16 protein-coding genes and 1 pseudogene are annotated in these 17,555 nt (G+C 40.7%); all 17 read right to left on the reverse strand.

Annotated features, from left to right (window positions below):
- Window positions 1–25: 25 nt before the first annotated feature.
- Entirely contained in the window at window positions 26–1,156 is a 1,131-nt protein-coding gene (locus GEZ89_RS06740; protein WP_049504000.1) for an ABC transporter ATP-binding protein, read from the reverse strand.
- A 113-nt stretch (window positions 1,157–1,269) separates the two neighbouring features.
- Window positions 1,270–2,139 carry a helix-turn-helix domain-containing protein gene (locus GEZ89_RS06745; protein ID WP_153225441.1) on the reverse strand — a complete coding sequence of 290 codons (870 nt, stop codon included), beginning with the start codon at window positions 2,137–2,139 and terminating at the stop codon, window positions 1,270–1,272.
- A gap of 2 nt (window positions 2,140–2,141) precedes the next feature.
- A complete protein-coding gene (locus tag GEZ89_RS06750; protein WP_045763483.1) occupies window positions 2,142–2,528 on the reverse strand; it encodes a Mini-ribonuclease 3 in 387 nt (128 codons plus the stop codon).
- The gene (cysS, locus tag GEZ89_RS06755; protein ID WP_153225455.1) at window positions 2,521–3,864 is read right to left on the reverse strand and encodes a cysteine--tRNA ligase; all 1,344 of its coding nucleotides are present in this window, start codon (window positions 3,862–3,864) and stop codon (window positions 2,521–2,523) included. The genes GEZ89_RS06750 and cysS overlap by 8 nt, the downstream gene beginning before the upstream one ends.
- Before the next feature lie 224 nt (window positions 3,865–4,088).
- Window positions 4,089–4,850 carry a nucleoside phosphorylase gene (locus GEZ89_RS06760; RefSeq protein ID WP_153225442.1) on the reverse strand — a complete coding sequence of 254 codons (762 nt, stop codon included), beginning with the start codon at window positions 4,848–4,850 and terminating at the stop codon, window positions 4,089–4,091.
- Between the two features lie 79 nt (window positions 4,851–4,929).
- Window positions 4,930–5,547 (reverse strand): serine O-acetyltransferase, encoded by a 618-nt coding sequence (gene cysE / locus GEZ89_RS06765; RefSeq protein ID WP_153225443.1) that lies wholly within the window; start codon window positions 5,545–5,547, stop codon window positions 4,930–4,932.
- A gap of 15 nt (window positions 5,548–5,562) precedes the next feature.
- Complete coding sequence (pnp, locus tag GEZ89_RS06770; RefSeq protein ID WP_153225444.1) at window positions 5,563–7,785, reverse strand: polyribonucleotide nucleotidyltransferase; 2,223 nt, start codon at window positions 7,783–7,785, stop codon at window positions 5,563–5,565.
- 337 nt (window positions 7,786–8,122) lie between these two features.
- Complete coding sequence (metF, locus tag GEZ89_RS06775; protein WP_153225445.1) at window positions 8,123–8,989, reverse strand: methylenetetrahydrofolate reductase [NAD(P)H]; 867 nt, start codon at window positions 8,987–8,989, stop codon at window positions 8,123–8,125.
- 62 nt (window positions 8,990–9,051) lie between these two features.
- A complete protein-coding gene (gene metE / locus GEZ89_RS06780; protein WP_153225446.1) occupies window positions 9,052–11,301 on the reverse strand; it encodes a 5-methyltetrahydropteroyltriglutamate--homocysteine S-methyltransferase in 2,250 nt (749 codons plus the stop codon).
- 258 nt (window positions 11,302–11,559) lie between these two features.
- Entirely contained in the window at window positions 11,560–11,853 is a 294-nt protein-coding gene (locus GEZ89_RS06785) for a helix-turn-helix domain-containing protein (protein WP_153225447.1), read from the reverse strand.
- A gap of 185 nt (window positions 11,854–12,038) precedes the next feature.
- Window positions 12,039–12,404, reverse strand: coding sequence for a TIGR02328 family protein (locus GEZ89_RS06790; RefSeq protein WP_153225448.1), 366 nt, complete (start codon window positions 12,402–12,404; stop codon window positions 12,039–12,041).
- Window positions 12,388–12,792 carry a YbgA family protein gene (locus tag GEZ89_RS06795; RefSeq protein ID WP_153225449.1) on the reverse strand — a complete coding sequence of 135 codons (405 nt, stop codon included), beginning with the start codon at window positions 12,790–12,792 and terminating at the stop codon, window positions 12,388–12,390. Before GEZ89_RS06795 ends, GEZ89_RS06790 begins: the two co-directional genes overlap by 17 nt.
- 80 nt (window positions 12,793–12,872) lie before the next feature.
- Window positions 12,873–14,474, reverse strand: coding sequence for a type I restriction-modification system subunit M (locus GEZ89_RS06800; protein ID WP_153225450.1), 1,602 nt, complete (start codon window positions 14,472–14,474; stop codon window positions 12,873–12,875).
- Between the two features lie 31 nt (window positions 14,475–14,505).
- Complete coding sequence (locus GEZ89_RS06805) at window positions 14,506–15,333, reverse strand: hypothetical protein (protein ID WP_153225451.1); 828 nt, start codon at window positions 15,331–15,333, stop codon at window positions 14,506–14,508.
- 1 nt (window position 15,334) lies between these two features.
- The gene (locus tag GEZ89_RS06810) at window positions 15,335–15,865 is read right to left on the reverse strand and encodes a hypothetical protein (RefSeq protein ID WP_153225452.1); all 531 of its coding nucleotides are present in this window, start codon (window positions 15,863–15,865) and stop codon (window positions 15,335–15,337) included.
- 9 nt (window positions 15,866–15,874) lie between these two features.
- Window positions 15,875–17,155 (reverse strand): restriction endonuclease subunit S, encoded by a 1,281-nt coding sequence (locus tag GEZ89_RS06815; protein WP_228113875.1) that lies wholly within the window; start codon window positions 17,153–17,155, stop codon window positions 15,875–15,877.
- Window positions 17,148–17,555, reverse strand: a pseudogene (locus tag GEZ89_RS09595) (hypothetical protein); the annotation flags it as partial. The gene GEZ89_RS06815 and the pseudogene GEZ89_RS09595, both read right to left, overlap by 8 nt.

Here is a 17,555-nt window from a genome sequence, read left to right on the forward strand (position 1 = left end):
CAGTGCCTATTTTTATTTCTATATCTTAGTAAACTGTTCTTTCAGTTTCTACGTCGAAGAAGTGTGCTTTGTTCAAGTCAAATCCAAGTTCAACTGTTGCACCTGCTTGCAAGTAGTCACGAGCGTCAACTTTTGCAACGAACTCATCTTTACCAACTTGGCAGTATAGGTGAGATTCTGAACCGAGCAATTCTGATACAGAGATTGTTGCTTTCACAACTGATTCTGGGAATGTTTCAAGAAAAGCAGGTTCTGCATTTACGTCTTCTGGACGGATACCGAAGATCAATTCTTTTCCTTCGTAGCCTTTTTCACGAAGAACTTTCAAAGCACCTTCTGGAACTTTCAAAGTAAATCCGTCAGCAACAATGCGGTCACCGTTCAATTTAACGTTGATGAAGTTCATAGCTGGGCTTCCGATGAATCCTGCTACGAATTTGTTAACTGGGTTTTTGTAAACTTCTTGAGGAGTACCGATTTGTTCAACACGTCCGATAGTACCTGTACCAGCAGGGTTTTTAGTTGCTGACATGATAACGATACGATCTGCAAGTGTCATCGCTTCTGTTTGGTCGTGAGTTACGTAGATAGTTGTAGCTCCGATACGACGGTGGATTTTAGCGATTTCAGCACGCATTGATACACGAAGTTTTGCATCCAAGTTTGACAAAGGTTCGTCCATCAAGAATACTTTTGCATCACGGACGATCGCACGACCCATGGCAACACGTTGACGTTGACCACCTGAAAGGTCAGCTGGTTTACGATCCAAGAATTCTTTCAAACCAAGAATTTCTGCTGCTTCTTGTACACGTTTGTCAATGTCTTCTTTGCTATATTTACGCAATTTCAAACCAAAAGCCATGTTATCGTATACAGTCATGTGTGGGTAAAGAGCGTAGTTTTGAAATACCATGGCAATGTCACGGTCTTTTGGAGCCACATCGTTGACAACCACGCCATCGATAGATGCAGTACCTTCTGTGATGTCTTCAAGACCTGCAATCATACGAAGAGTAGTTGATTTACCACATCCTGAAGGTCCTACGAAAACGATAAATTCTTTGTCTTTGATGTTCAAGTTGAAATCTTCAACTGAGTAGTGTTCGCTGTTTGGATATTTTTTGTAAATATTTTTAAGATTTAATTCTACCATTGTGGAGAACTCCTTTTGTCATTTGATAGTTTTATTATAGATGAAAACGCTTAACTAATCTATGGCAAGTTGACCAAAAAACAAAAAAAGTTCTGTGCAACTTGCACAAAACTTTAGATTATATCTGGTAAAATTAACTGATAACAAAAGGTGAGGTCAGTCAATTCTTTCAACTGAAGACCGGTCAATTCTTCCCATTTATCAATCTTATATTGGAGAGAATTACGGTGCAAATACAACTGCTGAGCTGTTTTTGTCAAGACTGCACTGTTTTCCCACATTGAAAGGACGATTTCCTGAATCTGATCTTGATCTAGAATTTGCTGACGGAGATAGTCCTTGATAAGTCTAAGATCAACCTGTCTTTCTCCCAAACTCCAAAGATAAAGTTGAGAAAAAGTATGAACTCCTTGATGACCTTGACGCCACCAAGTCTTAAAGAGCTCACGCTCTGCCTTAATCAAGGCCGCTAAGGTTTGGTGGGCATTCTGAGCCCAGACCTGTCCCAGCATGATTGATAGACGAACTCCAAAGTCATACTCTACCGCTTCGATAGTGTCTGTTAGGATAGAACGAACTGACGAGTACTTATCCTGTTGAAGAACAAAAATGTAATCTTGGGCTCCCACCTGAAGAACTGTTTGACAATTTGGAAAGAGGGTTCCCATCATCTCTAACCAAGACGTTAAATTTTCCTGTTGGAAATAGGATAGGTGACAATAGACAAGTTGCAACTTTTTAAAGTTTTGCGGTGCCTGTCCCTTACCTTCGATCAGATAAGTATACCAGGGATTCAGGGAAATGGTTTGCTCCTGTTTGGTTAAGAGAGCCACCAGTTGTTTTTCACGCTCGCTAAGACTAGCTTCGTCAAGCAAAAGCCACTGATAATTTGACAGAGGTAGACTTAGATAACCCTCTTTATCAACTGGCTGATCTAAGATTTTACCATCAGGAAACCAAGCCAGTAGTTCTTTTGCAATCATTTCTAGCCCTCCACTTTTTGGATGCACCAAGAAATCAAGGTTTCGAGGCGCTCCACATTTTCTGTCATATGAAGATAGCCCATGACCGCTTCAAAGCCCGTGGACATACGGTAGGTTACCACATCCGCATTCTTAGCCTTGGTATGGCTGTTGGTGTTGCGACCCCGTTTATAGATTTCTTCTTCTTTTTCCGTTAGAACTTCTTCTTCCAACATGAGGGAAATCAAATGTGCCTGAGCCTTGGCCGACACATACTTGGTTGCCTCTTGGTGAAGTTTATTGGGCTTGGTCATACCTTTGAGGATGAGATGACGACGAATATACATAGAATACACCGCATCTCCTTCAAAGGCTAGAGCAATCCCGTTAATGAGATTGACATCAATCACGTGTCCACCTCACTCCATCCTTGGTATCAAGCAATTTAATCCCTTGTGCAGCTAGTTGGTCACGAATTTGGTCAGCTGTTGCAAAGTCTTTATTTGCACGTGCTTCTTGGCGTTTTTGGATCAAGGCTTCAATCTCTTCATCCAAAGCTTCCTCAACAAAGGCAATACCAAAGACTTCTAACATAGCTGCAAGAGTTTCCTTGACAGCTACATCATAGTTGCCTGAGTTAATCCACTTAGCCATTTCAAAGACAACGGTGATTCCGTTAGCTGTATTGAAATCTTCATCCATGGCAGCCACAAACTTGTCTTTAAATGCTTGCAACTCCGCCGCATCTACAGTTCCAGTAAATGGTTGTTCATAGGTGTTCTTCAAATACTTGAGATTGGTCTCCGCATCACGCACTGCTTTTTCCGTAAAATTGATAGGCTTACGGTAGTGCTGAGTCGCAAAGAAGAAACGCAATACTTGACCGTCGATCGTTTCGAGGGCATCGTGTACCGTAATAAAGTTACCCAAAGACTTAGACATCTTGACATTGTCGATATTGACAAAACCATTGTGCATCCAGTAGTTGGCAAAGGTCTTGCCTGTTTTAGCTTCAGATTGGGCAATTTCGTTGGTATGGTGAGGAAACTCAAGGTCAGCTCCACCACCGTGAATATCGATGGTATCACCCAAAATCTCCGTTGACATGACCGAACATTCGATATGCCAACCTGGACGACCAGGTCCCCAAGGACTGTCCCAAGAAATCTCGCCTGGTTTAGCAGCTTTCCATAGAGCAAAGTCCACAGGATTTTCCTTGCGAGCTGTTTCCTCATCTGTACGACCTGAAGCTCCTAGTTCCAAGTCTTCTAGGGTTTTATTGGCCAATTTAGCATAGTTATGAGATTTTTCCACACGGAAATAGACATCTCCTTGACTCTCATAGGCAAAGCCCTTCTCAATTAAATCTTCCACAAAACGGATGATGTCAGCCATAAACTCTACTACACGCGGATGGCGAGTCGCAGGTTTCACGCCCAAGGCCGTCACATCCTCACGAAAGGCAGCAATGTACTTATCCGCAACCTCTTGAGGCGTGATGCCTTCTTCCTTGGCACGGTTGATAATCTTATCATCCACATCCGTGAAGTTGGAAATGTAGGCAACCTCATAACCACGATATTCAAAATAGCGACGAATAGTATCGAAGGCTACTGTCGAGCGGGCATTCCCCACGTGGATATAGTTGTATACAGTTGGCCCACAGACATACATCTTGACCTTACCGTCCTCGATTGGGACAAATTCTCGCAAATCACGAGACATGGTGTCATAGATTTTAATCATAAAATAATAGTCAGGAAAGCTAAAATTCATAAACAGATATTTTCATAACTAACTGTTCAACGAAATTTTAGTCCGATTGCCTGTCACAAATCGGAATTCCTTGCTCCTTTCTAAACATAAAAGAAGAATGAAGTAAAAAGATGAAGGGAGTCACTACGGAAGTTTTATTGCTATGTTTTCCGTTAGGCTCCCTTTCTTGTTTCGAATTTATCGTAAAGACTAGTCTAAACTAACTCTTGAGCAATAACTAGGGCAATCTCAAAGAAAGTCATAGCATCCGCTTTTCTATCCTCGCGTCTAGCATCCCATTCATGATTGTGATGGTCGACATAGTCAGCTGTGTAGAAAAATTGATAGACATTGGCTTGTCGATATTGGGCCCAGGCCATGATAGCTGAAGCTTCCATATCTACAACTCTAGCTCCTGCCGCCAGTCTTCGTTTGACTTTAGCAGCTGTCTCACGATAGAAGGCATCTGTGGTCCAAGACTTTGTTCGAATATGCTCAATACCAGCTTTATCCAAGGATTTTTCCATAGTTAAGAGTAGAGATCGCTCATAGGCTATTTCATCACTTGCTGGAGCATAGTGATAACTAGTACCTTCATCACGTAAAGCCGAGCTTGGTAGGATAATCTTATCTGCTTGAATAGACTGGTCCAGAACTCCGCAAGATCCCAAAACGATAAAGTTTTTAAAACCTCTCGCTTTGAGTTCTTCTAAGAGTCCAACAACCATTGGAGCACCAATCGTAGCCATAGCAACTGCTACCTTACTCCCATCTTTTTCATAGATATACCATGGCAGTTTGCCATTTAGATTGGTAAGATAGCCACCTTCGTAGACACCATCTATCTGCTTTACTCGTCCAAGGATTTCTCCATTAAAAGATAAGATTATGGTATCACAAACTTCTCCACCACTAAGGAGGCTTCGATCAGTTGGCTCGATAACAGCAGGTACATTTTCAAATTCTTCTAATAGCATTTATTACTCTTTCGCATTCAGATAAACCACTTGGGTTTGTTTGACAAAGCCAATCTTTTCAAACGGACGAAATCAAATGTTAAAGCTCAGACGATCTATGACTGGCATCTCTCGCTTGCTCGAGTTTATTGACGTAATACTCTCGTTTTTCTTCGACTTCGTGAATGGTTGGTTCATCCTTTTGACCATGCACTCGGACAATCTTAGCAGGAATACCGACAACCGTTACATCGCTAGGAACATCTGCCACAACGACCGCAGCGGCACCGACTTTGGCATTTTCACCGATTTCTACAGGCCCGATAACTTGGGCATGTGCAGATATGAGAGCTCCCTTACGCACGGTCGGATGACGTTTGCCAACATCCTTACCAGTCCCACCAAGAGTCACTCCGTGATAGAGAAGAACTCCTTTTTCAACGATAGCCGTCTCCCCAATCACAAGGCCAGAACCGTGGTCGATAAAGACACCTGATTCGATCTGAGCTCCTGGATGAATCTCAATCTGCGTCCAAAAGCGCCAAAACTGGCTGTGCATACGAGCTAAGAGCTTAAAGCCATTCTTCCAGAGAAAATGAGAGAGACGGTGGGCAGCCAAGGCTTTGACACCAGGATAGGTCAAAAGAACCTCCAAAGTGGTGCGGGCCGCTGGATCATTTTCTTTTACGATATCAATGGTTTCACGCCACCATCCCATACAATTCTCCTTTTCTTATTCTGAGTCTTTTGGTGTTTCTGTAGTTTCTTTCTTAGGTTTGTTGTCCTTGTGATGGTGACGAGGACGATCGCCATGACGATGCCCCTTTTCACCTTTTTCTTCTGAATGTTCAGGTTTCGGTGGACGTGGCAAGAGTGCTTTCATCGAAGCATCTACACGACCTTTTTCGTCAATCTTGATAATCTTAACATCCACTTCATCACCAATGGCTACCAAGTCTTCGACACGGTTAGTGCGAGTCCAAGCCATTTCAGAGATGTGAACGAGAGCGTCAGTCTTGTCAAAGAGGTTGACAAAGGCACCGAATTTCTCGATACGAACTACTTTGGCATGGTAGACTTCGTCCACTTTGGCCTCACGAACCAAGCCAGCAATGATTTCTTTAGCGCGGTTAATGGCAGCTTGGTCACTAGAGTAGATAGATACGTTACCTTCTTCGTCGATATCAATCTTAACGCCTGTTTCAGCGATGATCTTATCAATCGTTTCTCCACCCTTACCGATGACAATCTTAATCTTGTCAACATCAATCTTGATAGTATCAATTTTCGGAGCAGTTGGAGCCAATTCTGGACGAACTTCTGGAATGGTTGCTTCAATCACGTCAAGAATTTCAAAACGAGCTTTCTTGGCTTGAGCAAGAGCTTCAGTCAAGATTTCTGCAGTAATTCCTTGAATCTTGATATCCATTTGAAGGGCTGTAATCCCGTCACGAGTACCTGCAACCTTAAAGTCCATATCTCCAAAGTGGTCTTCCAAACCTTGGATATCTGTCAATACGGTGTAGTTGTTTCCATCTGAGATGAGACCCATGGCAATACCTGCTACTGGAGCCTTGATTGGCACACCACCAGCCATAAGGGCAAGTGTTCCCGCACAGATGGATGCTTGAGATGAAGAACCGTTTGATTCCAAGACTTCTGCTACCAAACGAATCGCATATGGGAATTCTTCCAAGCTTGGTAATACTTGAGCTAGAGCACGCTCGCCAAGAGCACCGTGACCAATTTCACGACGACCTGGAGCACCGTAACGTCCAGTTTCCCCTACAGAGTATTGTGGGAAGTTATAGTGGTGCATAAAGCGTTTCTTGTACTCTGGATCCAAACCATCAATGATTTGAGTTTCTCCCATTGGCGCCAAAGTCAAGATAGAAAGAGCTTGCGTTTGTCCACGAGTGAAGAGACCAGAACCGTGTACACGAGGAAGGAAGTCAACAACCGCATCCAAAGGACGGATTTCATCGACCTTACGGCCGTCAGGACGAACCTTGTCTTCTGTGATCAAACGGCGCACTTCTGCATGTTCCATTTGTTCCAAGATTTCAGCCACATCACGCATGATACGGTCAAATTCTTCGTGGTCTGCATATTTTTCTTCATAAACTGCTGTGACTTGGTCTTTCACTGCTTGAGTCGCAGCTTCACGAGCCAATTTTTCTTCTACTTGAACAGCTTTTTGAAGGTCGCTGTTGTAGGCTGCGATGATTTCAGCTTGCAAGTCAGCATCCACATGAAGCAATTCTACTTCTGCTTTTTCTTTACCGACTGCCGCAACGATTTCTTCTTGGAAGGCAATCAATTCTTTAACAGCTTCGTGCCCTTTGAGAAGAGCTTCCAACATGATTTCTTCTGACAATTCTTTGGCACCAGACTCTACCATGTTGATAGCGTGCTTGGTACCAGCTACTGTCAATTCAAGAAGAGAGCGCTCTGCTTGTTCTTGCGTTGGGTTGATGATGATTTGGCCATCGATATAACCCACTTGTACCCCAGCAATTGGTCCGTCAAATGGAATGTCTGAGATAGACAAAGCCAATGATGAACCGAACATCGCTGCCATTGGTGCAGATGCATTTTCATCGTAAGAAAGGACTGTGTTGATAACTTGTACTTCATTACGGAAACCTTCCGCAAACATTGGACGGATTGGACGGTCAATCAAACGCGCTGTCAAGGTCGCATCTGTTGAAGGACGTCCTTCACGTTTCATAAAGCCACCAGGAAATTTCCCAGCCGCATACATTTTTTCTTCATAGTTGACTTGAAGTGGGAAGAAATCCCCAGTCGCCATCTTCTTAGACATAACGGCAGCAGTCAAGACAGTTGACTCACCGTAACGCACGACAACAGAGCCATTTGCTTGCTTAGCAACTTGACCAGTCTCTACGATCAACTCACGACCCGCAAAAGTCGTTTGAAACACATGTTTTGTCATTTTAATCCCCTTTGGATTGATAATATTATACGCCTTGCCTACAAAGATCAAGATACAAATCATTAGAAAGGTTTGATACTAAAGCATCTAAGCCTTTCACGCTAATCGCTATCAGGCGATTAGCTAAATGCTTTACTAACTCCCTCGTCAAATAATATCGATTTGACTCGCTCGTGTCGCTAAACCTTGCAGTTTGAATGCATTGTATTATTTAATACCCTCATCTTTGTATCAAGTACGTACAGAGTCTATTTTATCATATTTTTCTTAAAAAGTGCTGGCTTTTCTATTAAAAAGGAACCATTCCTCCATGAAAAGAAGAATGGTTTGCTTTTTATTATCCTAAAGATTGGTGATTAAACAAGGCATGGGTTGCTTGGTGAATGTACTGAGCAGTATCTGCATTGTTCATGGTGTAGAGATGCACACCTGCTACGTCTTGCGTTACCAAGTCCACGATTTGGTCTACGGCATAGGCAAGTCCTGCTGTTCTGAGTGACTCAGGGTCATTCTCATACTTGTCCAAAATAGCCTTGAACTTACGTGGGAGATGGATATTCTCACAAGTCTTCAAGAGACGAAGCGCTTGGTTACGATTCAGGATTGGCATAATTCCAGCATGGATAGGAACATCAATCCCAGCCAAGGTACATTTATCTTGGAAATCGTAGAAACGCTCATTGTCAAAGAAAAGCTGAGTGACAAGACTTGAACAGCCTGCATCTACTTTTCTTTTCAGATTTTGAATATCTGAGATTTGGTTTGGCGAATCAGGGTGCCCTTCTGGGTAACAAGCTCCAATAATTTCAAAATGTGGCGCCTGCTCCTTGATAAACTCAATCAAGTCTGTCGCGTAACGGAAATCCTTTTGTGGCTCCACATCAGGAATGATATCTCCACGAAGAGCCAAGATTTTCTGAACCCCAACCTTATCCAAATCTGCAATAGTCTCAGCTACCTTATCCTTAGTTAGGTAGATAGCTGGCAAGTGAGCAATGGTTGGAATCTCCAAGTCATTTTGGATATAGTCTGCCAAACGAACCGTCGTCTCTTTGATATTAAATTTATTATTGCTGGCAGTCACACTGATGAAGTGTGGTGCTAAGCCCTGCATGTCTTTCAGAGCTGCAATAATTTTGTCATTGCCTACTGCTGGGTTTGGAGGGAAAACTTCAAATGAGAGGGACGGTGTTTGACGTGACATATTTATGAACCTTTTCTAGTTGATTTCTTACTGATCAACCATGTATGGAGAAATATCTTTTCTTACAATTTCTCACGCGCAGCTTTGGCAGCTTCTACAAGGCGGATCAAGCTTTCTTTCGTTTCTGGAATACCACGTGTTTTCAAACCACAGTCAGGGTTGATCCAAACTTTCTTGCTTGGTACTTTCGCAAGGATAGCTTCGATTGTGTGGTCGATTTCGCCTTCGTTAGGCACACGAGGTGAGTGGATATCGTAAACCCCAGGTCCAACTTCTGTTTGGAAGTTTTTCGCTTTGAGTTCGTCCAAGATTTCAAGGTTTGAACGGCTAGCTTCAAATGAGATAACGTCTGCATCCATGTTGTCGATAGCTGGGATGATATCTGTAAATTCTGAGTAACACATGTGAGTGTGGATTTGTGTGTCTGGTGCTACTGTTGAGTGTACCAAACGGAAGGCTGGAATAGCCCAGTCAAGGTAGTCTTCGTACCAGTCGCTACGACGGAGTGGCAATTTCTCACGAAGAGCAGCCTCGTCGATTTGGATGATTTTCACGCCTGCAGCTTCAAGGTCAAGAACTTCATCCTTGATTGCAAGAGCGATTTGAAGAGTAGAATCCTTGATAGAGATGTCTTCACGTGGGAATGACCAGTTAAGAATTGTAACAGGTCCAGTCAACATACCTTTAACAGGTTTGTCCGTACGGCTTTGTGCGTAGCTAGACCATTTAACAGTGATTGGGTTGAGACGAGTTACATCACCCCAGATGATTGGTGGTTTAACCCCACGCATACCGTATGATTGTACCCAACCGTTCTTAGAGAAGAGGTAACCTGACAAGTTTTGACCGAAGTACTCAACCATGTCGTTACGCTCGAATTCACCGTGTACAAGCACGTCAAATCCAACTTCTTCTTGCCATTTGATCCATTCGTCGATGGTTTCAGCAAGGAAGGCATCGTATTCTTCTTGTGACAATTCACCCTTACGGAAGGCCAAACGTTTAGCACGAACTTCCTTAGTTTGAGGGAATGAACCGATTGTTGTTGTTGGAAGAGCTGGAAGTTTGAATGCATCTTCTTGGATAGCTTCACGTTCTGCGAAGGCTGGCAAACGAGTGTAGTCTGCATCAGTCAATCCAGCGATACGCGCACGAAGTTCCGCATTTTCACCAACACGTTCAGTCGCAAAGAGTTCTTTGTTTGCTGCAAGAGCCTCTGCACCTTGACCGTTGCGGATAGCATCCAAGTCACGGATTTCATCCAGTTTTTCAACTGCAAATGCAAAGTGGTTCAAGATAGCTGGTTCAAATTCTTCATTAGCTGTTGTGAATGGTACATGAAGAAGTGAGCATGAGCTTGTCAAAACGATGTTTTCAGCTGGGATTTGCTCAAGAATAGCCAAGCTCTTCTCGTAGTTGTTGCGCCAGATGTTCTTACCATTGACAATACCTGCATAAAGAGTCTTGTCAGCTGGGAAGCCACCTTTAACGAGTTCAAGAGTTTTCTTACCTTCAACGAAGTCAAGACCAATCGCATCTACTGGCAATTTTACAAGGTCAGCGTAAACGTCACGAACGTCACCAAAGTATGTTTGAAGCAAGACTTCAAGACCTTTTTTGTCAGCCAAGAGTTTGTTGTAGATGTTCAAGAAGAGGGCTTTTTCTTCTTCTGTCAAGTCTTTGACAAGAGCAGCTTCGTCGAGTTGGATACGAGTTGCACCAAGTTCAGCCAATTTCGCAAAAACATCTTGGTAAGCAGCTACTAAGCTATCTACGAAGTCTTCTGCTTTCACACCTTCTTCAAAGTCTGACAATTGAAGGAAAGTGAATGGTCCTACAAGGACAGGACGAGTGTTAAGACCAAGTTCTTTAGCTTCTTGGAACTCATCAAAGATCTTGTGACCAGCCAATTTTACTTGAGTGTCTTTTTCAAATTTAGGAACGATGTAGTGGTAGTTAGTGTTGAACCATTTCTTCATCGGAAGGGCACGAACATCCCCTTTTTCTCCTTGGTAACCACGTCCCAAAGCAAAGTAACGTTCAAGATCAGACAAGTCCAAGTTTTGAACAGATGCAGGAACTACGTTGAAAAGGAAGGCAGCATCAAGGAAGTTGTCGTAGTGAGAAAAGTCATTTGATGGGATTTCAGTGATGCCTTTTTCTTTAACGATGTTCCAGTGTTTTGCACGCAATTCTTTCGCAGCAGCCAAGAGTTCTTCTTCTGAGATTTCTTTTCTAAAGTATTTTTCAGTTGTAAATTTTAATTCGCGGAATTCACCCAAACGAGGGAAACCGATAATTGTAGTTGACATGTTTTGTCCTCCAAAAATTGTTGTTGAAACTATCTTAACAGAAAAGAAAGCGTCTGTATAATTGTAAAAAATTAGGCTTTGATATAGTTTGAAACTATATCACTTTTTAAAGTACAAAAAAAGATTTGGAGAAGATTCCCCAAATCCTTGATAGACAATGGTTAATAGATTTTCAAGATAGCCATGTTCATAGTCAAACTTGATTAAACCGAAAGATGACTATGGCTTGTTATTAGAAAAGACTATAGGTCAGTTTAATCAACTTTTTTCCTGTTCAAGTGGAACGACTGCTAGTGTCTTTCCTAAACTGGCTAAAACTTTTAAGACCGTATCCAACTGAGGGCTGGTCTTTCCTGTTTCCATCCTAGCTATGACAGGCTGGCTCACTCCACTAAGTTCTTCTAACTTTTTCTGGCTAATTCCTTGCTCATGCCTAGCCTCAATCAACTCACTCATGATAGCCACTCGCATATCACTTTCAAGGATTTCCTCCTTGGTAAATAGTTGAGACCGAACATCCTTCCAGTTACTCCCAACGGCACTATTCTTCATCACTTATCCCTCTTTCTTTTAAGTCCTTTAGTTCACGCTTGGCTTTTTAAAATTATAACTCAAAAGTTATTAAAAGTAAATCCAAATACTTACAAAAAGAAGACCTTAGAATCATTCTAAAGGTCTCATTTTTATTATTCGAAAAAATTACAAGAAGAGTCTTTAATTGAAGATAATCCTTACTATTACTCCAACTCGATCCCCTTCTCTCGGAGATTAGCCAGGCACTCCTCATAGTAGGCAGCGTCATGCTCGCTATAGATAGGACTTTTCAGCTTTTCCTCTCCTAAGTCTTCATAGGAAGGGCAGGTCTTGCCACGGTAGTTCTTGTCCAGCCACTCTGGACTGACATTGTAGCCACGGTCAGCCATCTCCTCCATGATCAAGCGATGATAGGCATAGAGACGATAAGGCGAGTGGGTAAAGACATAGTCAACCGTCGCATGCTTTCTGCCCCAGCCATTGCCACGAAGGGCACAGCACTCTCGATGTTGCCCCAAGAGCTGAGGACGGGGCAGTTGTGGGATTAAAGTCTCATGCCAAAGTCTCATGGGAGTCTCCTTTCAACAAGGTAGAATGTTGCAGATAAGCATTTGGATAACGTTCAAGCAAATCTCTAGTTTTCGCAATCAAGTCTTCCTTGGAAGCCTGACCAAAGCGATAGCGATCTAGCAAGAGCATATAGTCTTTGCGCTCGTCAAGGCTGGCTTGCTTTTTAAAATAGCCCCAAATATGCTGAAAGGCATCGCAAACCTGACCCCTGTGTTCCGGAATCTGGCAGGCACGGTCAATCATCTCTTGAACCTGACTAAGCTCCACCACTTCTTGCTTGAGATACTGGCGAATGTCCTTGTAAATATTGCTAGAATGGCTCAAAACAAGGTATTTATTTTCCGCCCAGAGTTGCTGACAAAGGGCACGTTGGTTGTTATTTTCCATATTTCTCCTAACTTTCTACTAGTTCCCAGGAAATACGGAAACAAAGTTATTTCTATAAAATGAGCGAATTAATTACTCCATCACCCTTTAAAGTTTTTCAAAAACTCTTTGAGTTCTGCATCAGCTTCTGGTGTGGTTCCGTGGAGTTGACCGAGCATTTCAAGCAGGGAAGCTGTTTGGCTTTCGATAGCTTCATTTGTCTTGTTAATCTTGCTGACGATATCTGTCAGAGGCTCGACTTCTTCTTCCTCAAAGGTATCCACATAGCGAGGGATATTGAGGTTGTAGTCATTTTCGACGATTTCTTCATAGCTTTCTAGGTGGGCAAACTTATCAATCTCCTCACGAGACTTGTAGGCTTCCAGAATCTTCTCGATATGGGCATCCGTCATGATATTCTGGTTTTTCCCTTTATCAAACTCCTTAGAAGCATCGATAAAGTAGACATCACGGTTGGTACGGTTCTTTTTGAGAATGATAACCGTAGTCGGAATGCTGGTGTTAAAGAAGATATTGGCTGGTAGACCGATAACTGTATCAATAGCCCCTTCTTCTAACAAGGCCTTGCGAATGGTTCCTTCCGCATTGCCACGGAAGAGAACACCGTGGGGAAGGACGATAGCCATGACCCCATTATCCTGCTTTAGGTGGTAGTATCCATGCAAGAGGAATGCAAAGTCAGCCTTGGACTGAGGCGCAAGTTTCCCAAAAGGAGAGAAACGAGGGTCATTCAGGAATCCAGAGCTTGCTGACCACTTAGCAGAGTATGGAGGGTTCATGAGAACACCGTCAAAGTTGGTCGGTTCTTGAGTTGGCCAGTCTTCGTCTAGTGTATCGGCATTGTGGAGGAATTGATTTTCAACCGGAACACCGTGTAGGATCATGTTCATCCGAGCTAGGTTATAAGTCGAGGTATTGAGCTCCTGACCAAAGTAGACAACCGTCTGCGGTTTATGAGAGTACTTCTTGGCATTGAGCAAGAGAGAGCCAGACCCCATAGTCGCATCATAGATGGTAAAGCCTTCCTGGTCTTCACGACCTAAAAAGGCAATCTGGGTCATGAGCTTGGCAACAGGCTGAGGCGTATAGAACTCACCAGCTTTCTTACCCGAGTCAGTCGCAAACTGACCGATCAGATACTCATAGGCATCCCCCAGCATATCGCCAGCATGACCAGCCACATCCAGCACAGCCAACTCTTTCATGACTGCTGCTACTGTTTGGTTTTGCTTTTGCGGAGTTGCCCCTAGCTTTTTAGAGTAGAGGTCGATATCTTCAAAGAGATTTTCATAGAGGTCGTCACTCTGCTCGATATCACGAAAACCTTGAGCCAAGTCTTCCAGCTGGAAAGTCCCCTCATTGACACGTGCTACTAGAGCCGTAAAGGTCAAGTCTGGCTTGATGATATAGTTGAGCTCGTCATTCATGACAGAGACCAAATCCTCATGGGTATCCGCATCCTCGTAGTAGTTGCGATAGACCTCAAGGGCATCCTCCAGACTATCTGTCCCCTCTTCCATAGTCTCAGCCACGAAAAAGAGCATCTTGTCTGACAGATACTTATAAAAGACCATGCCCAAAAGATAGGACTTGTAGTCGTTGGCATCCATCTTAGAGCGGAGAACATCCGCTGAGTTCCACAGGGCTTGGTAAAGCGACTGGGAAGTTTGTGTTGTTTCCATAGTGTTTCTTTCTTTTTAAATTAACCTATTTTTAATTAAGTTTTTTTGCATAATTAGCTTCCATTTTATGATGAGTTATTGGATTTGTATATAACCGTCCAAGTGCTAACTTTAGAAAGCATGTTAATTTTCTATTACTATCAATTATAAAATTTTGATTATTATCCAACTCAAACTCTTGACTAGGATACTGACTGTATGTTCTCAACAAAGTACTTTTAATAGCTATATCATCCAAATCTATCTCATAATCTTTTAAAACTGCCAACATCTTTAAGTTATTAGTCTTAATTTCAAAATCTGAAACAAAATGCACTAGATTAACTTCTTTAAACTCATCAACTTCTGCCTGACTTGCTATACGATAATAATCATCAATCCCATTAAACAAGCTACGAATCGTTTTAAAACTTTTAAAATACAATTTATCATTTCCATCAAAGTAAGCATCAATTTCAGATTTTAATTCTATACCATTCTCGATAATTGTTCTTTCTGGTCTTCCAATGTTAGGTATCCATCTTAAAATTGATTTTTCAACCATTCTCTTTGATTGTGTAATTTTTTGAAAAACTAACCCATCGTTATCAACTTTACGAAAAATTAAGTCAATTTTCGAGAACTCATCTCTATTCACATCATTTAAGCTTGCAGTATTTAAAAACTTGTCACTATATTCACTGATCATCGTTCTATGATCGGCATCAATTTCAATATAGAACCAATCCCCTTGTTCTAATTTTGTTTCTGGATCAAACTCTCTGCTATTTTCAGGCCCAATCTCTGGGGCAACTAGTTCAGAAATGTCATCTGAGTTATCCAATTTTCTATATTTTCGATCTACTTTTACCAATAACATACTATTTCTTCTCCAAAAAAGTAAAATTATTAATTCTTACTAAATTCTGAATTTTACCAACTTCTTTTACATCATTTTCCTTACTGTAAATTATATAAGTATTACCAATCTCATCTTGTACCTTATAATACCTATATTTAAATACAAGTAACCAAATAAGATTAAAGTAATATGATTTTTCCATTAAGACAAACCATATCACAAATATAAAAAACACAATAAATATTTGATAAATAAAACTTAAACTACCTAGACCAAGCATTATGACAAACAAACCTATATACGTTGGAATAATTTCATGCTCAACTGGTTGAATTGATACGATGTTAGCCGTATCAGATTTTTCTTTTTTTTCAAAATTGTTTAGTGTTACAAATGCAACTACTAGCATTACTATAATCAAAATAATTATTTTTGTAATACTCGCCAATAAATTTTCAACGTTAGGACAAATATTTATAGTAAAAATAAACAAAATTAAACCAGGAAAAAAAGAACTGAACGACAAAAATAATCTTTTTAAAAATTTCATTGGGGAACCTCAAATAAACATATCTTGCAATAATTTCTTTTTCAAAGTCTCGAGCTGAGTGATTTTATCTTGATAAGATGTGATAAGCTGTTCAAGGTTAGAGAAATAAGCACCGATGGCTTGTTGTTCTTGAATATTAGAAGGTACTAATACTTTAATCTTAGAAAACTCTTTCTTTGTAATATGTGGTTGTGCTGAACCAACTTGATTTACTTTCATAAAATCACTAATCAAGTTTCCACGTAAAACAGCTAAAATATAATCTGGAGATATTTTGTCGCCTAATAAAGGTCTTAAAATCAGCATAGCCGAATTTATCCTAACAGAACTATATCTTTTTTGGATATTTTCATTATAATACGCTACATTCCCAAGTGTCCCTCTACTAGTTAGAATAAAATCCCCTAAGATTAATTTACCATTTCTTAATTCTTTATCCTTCTCTTCTGATATAAATTTAGTTGTACTAAAATCTAATCCTGACTTTTTTACATTCCCTGTGTCTAAAAACAAGGTATGACCAACACTATAGAAGTCACTTTCTCCCGGATAACTTTTACCTCTATCTCCATCTATTATTTGGAAAATCTCTGCTATTTTTAAACATTCCCACTCACCTTCAAATCCATCTAAACGAATCTCAGGAACGGTCTGTCCAGCTTTGGGAAACATCTTGGAAAGCATGGTCGTCTTAAGAGATTGGTAGTTGGCAAGATTATCCTTGTAGCTAGCTAGAAGCTCGTCAAGGGTGCGGAAGAGGGAGCCGATGGCGGATTGTTCAGCGAGTGAGGGCAGTGAAATAACAAATTTACCAATTTCTGTTTCCGTCAATGTTGGAACAGCTCCCCCAATTTTAGCTTGAAATATTTGTTTTTGTATACTATCTGTAAGTAAATAAACAGCTAAATAATCAGAATCGACATGAATCGTTTTTATTACTATTAATTGAGGATTTATGGTGGCAGGTTCAGTAAGTTCTCTTACTAGTGATGACTTTCCTAGAGTAGAACCTGTCTTTACAAACAATATGTTATTTTTTTTTACCATTATTTCAGGAGATTCTTCATATTTAGCTTGCGAAATATAGGTATCATTTTTTCCATTCACAATCTTATTGTTCAAAATATTAGTTGGACTATATGCCAGAACACCATTACTACGTTCAACAATATCTTGTTTTGTATATCCCCTAAAACCAATTCTACCATCCAATTTTACCAATTGTTTTAATAACTTTCTGCGTACTTCTTCTGAGTATCCTTTAAATCTAATTTTACTAATCTTACTCATCTTTTTCTCCAAGCCCCCAATCTTTTGTTAAAAAATTAGGAATTTCATCTGCTTTAACTGGTTTATAGTTCATATTAAAAATATCAAAAATACTGACCCTTCCAAAATTTGGATTCTGATATAATTCACGACTTAGTTGGATTAGTTTCTTATCACTTTGAATTTTTTCACAGATTTTTTTCGAAATAAAAAAATTTTCTGTATAGGCAAATACAAGATAATTTAAAAATTCTTTTGTTTTTTTAGAATTTTCACTATTAAACTGATGTCTTAAAGTTCTATATTTTTTGTCTTTATTATGATAGAAGGCTAAAACAAGGGATGATTCTTTCAAAGGAAAGATTACCAAATGCAAATCTTGCATCTTAATTTTGGGATCTGGATTATAAACATCATTTAC

This window comes from Streptococcus mitis (assembly GCF_009496285.1).
In the GTDB taxonomy this organism is placed as follows: domain Bacteria; phylum Bacillota; class Bacilli; order Lactobacillales; family Streptococcaceae; genus Streptococcus; species Streptococcus mitis_BP.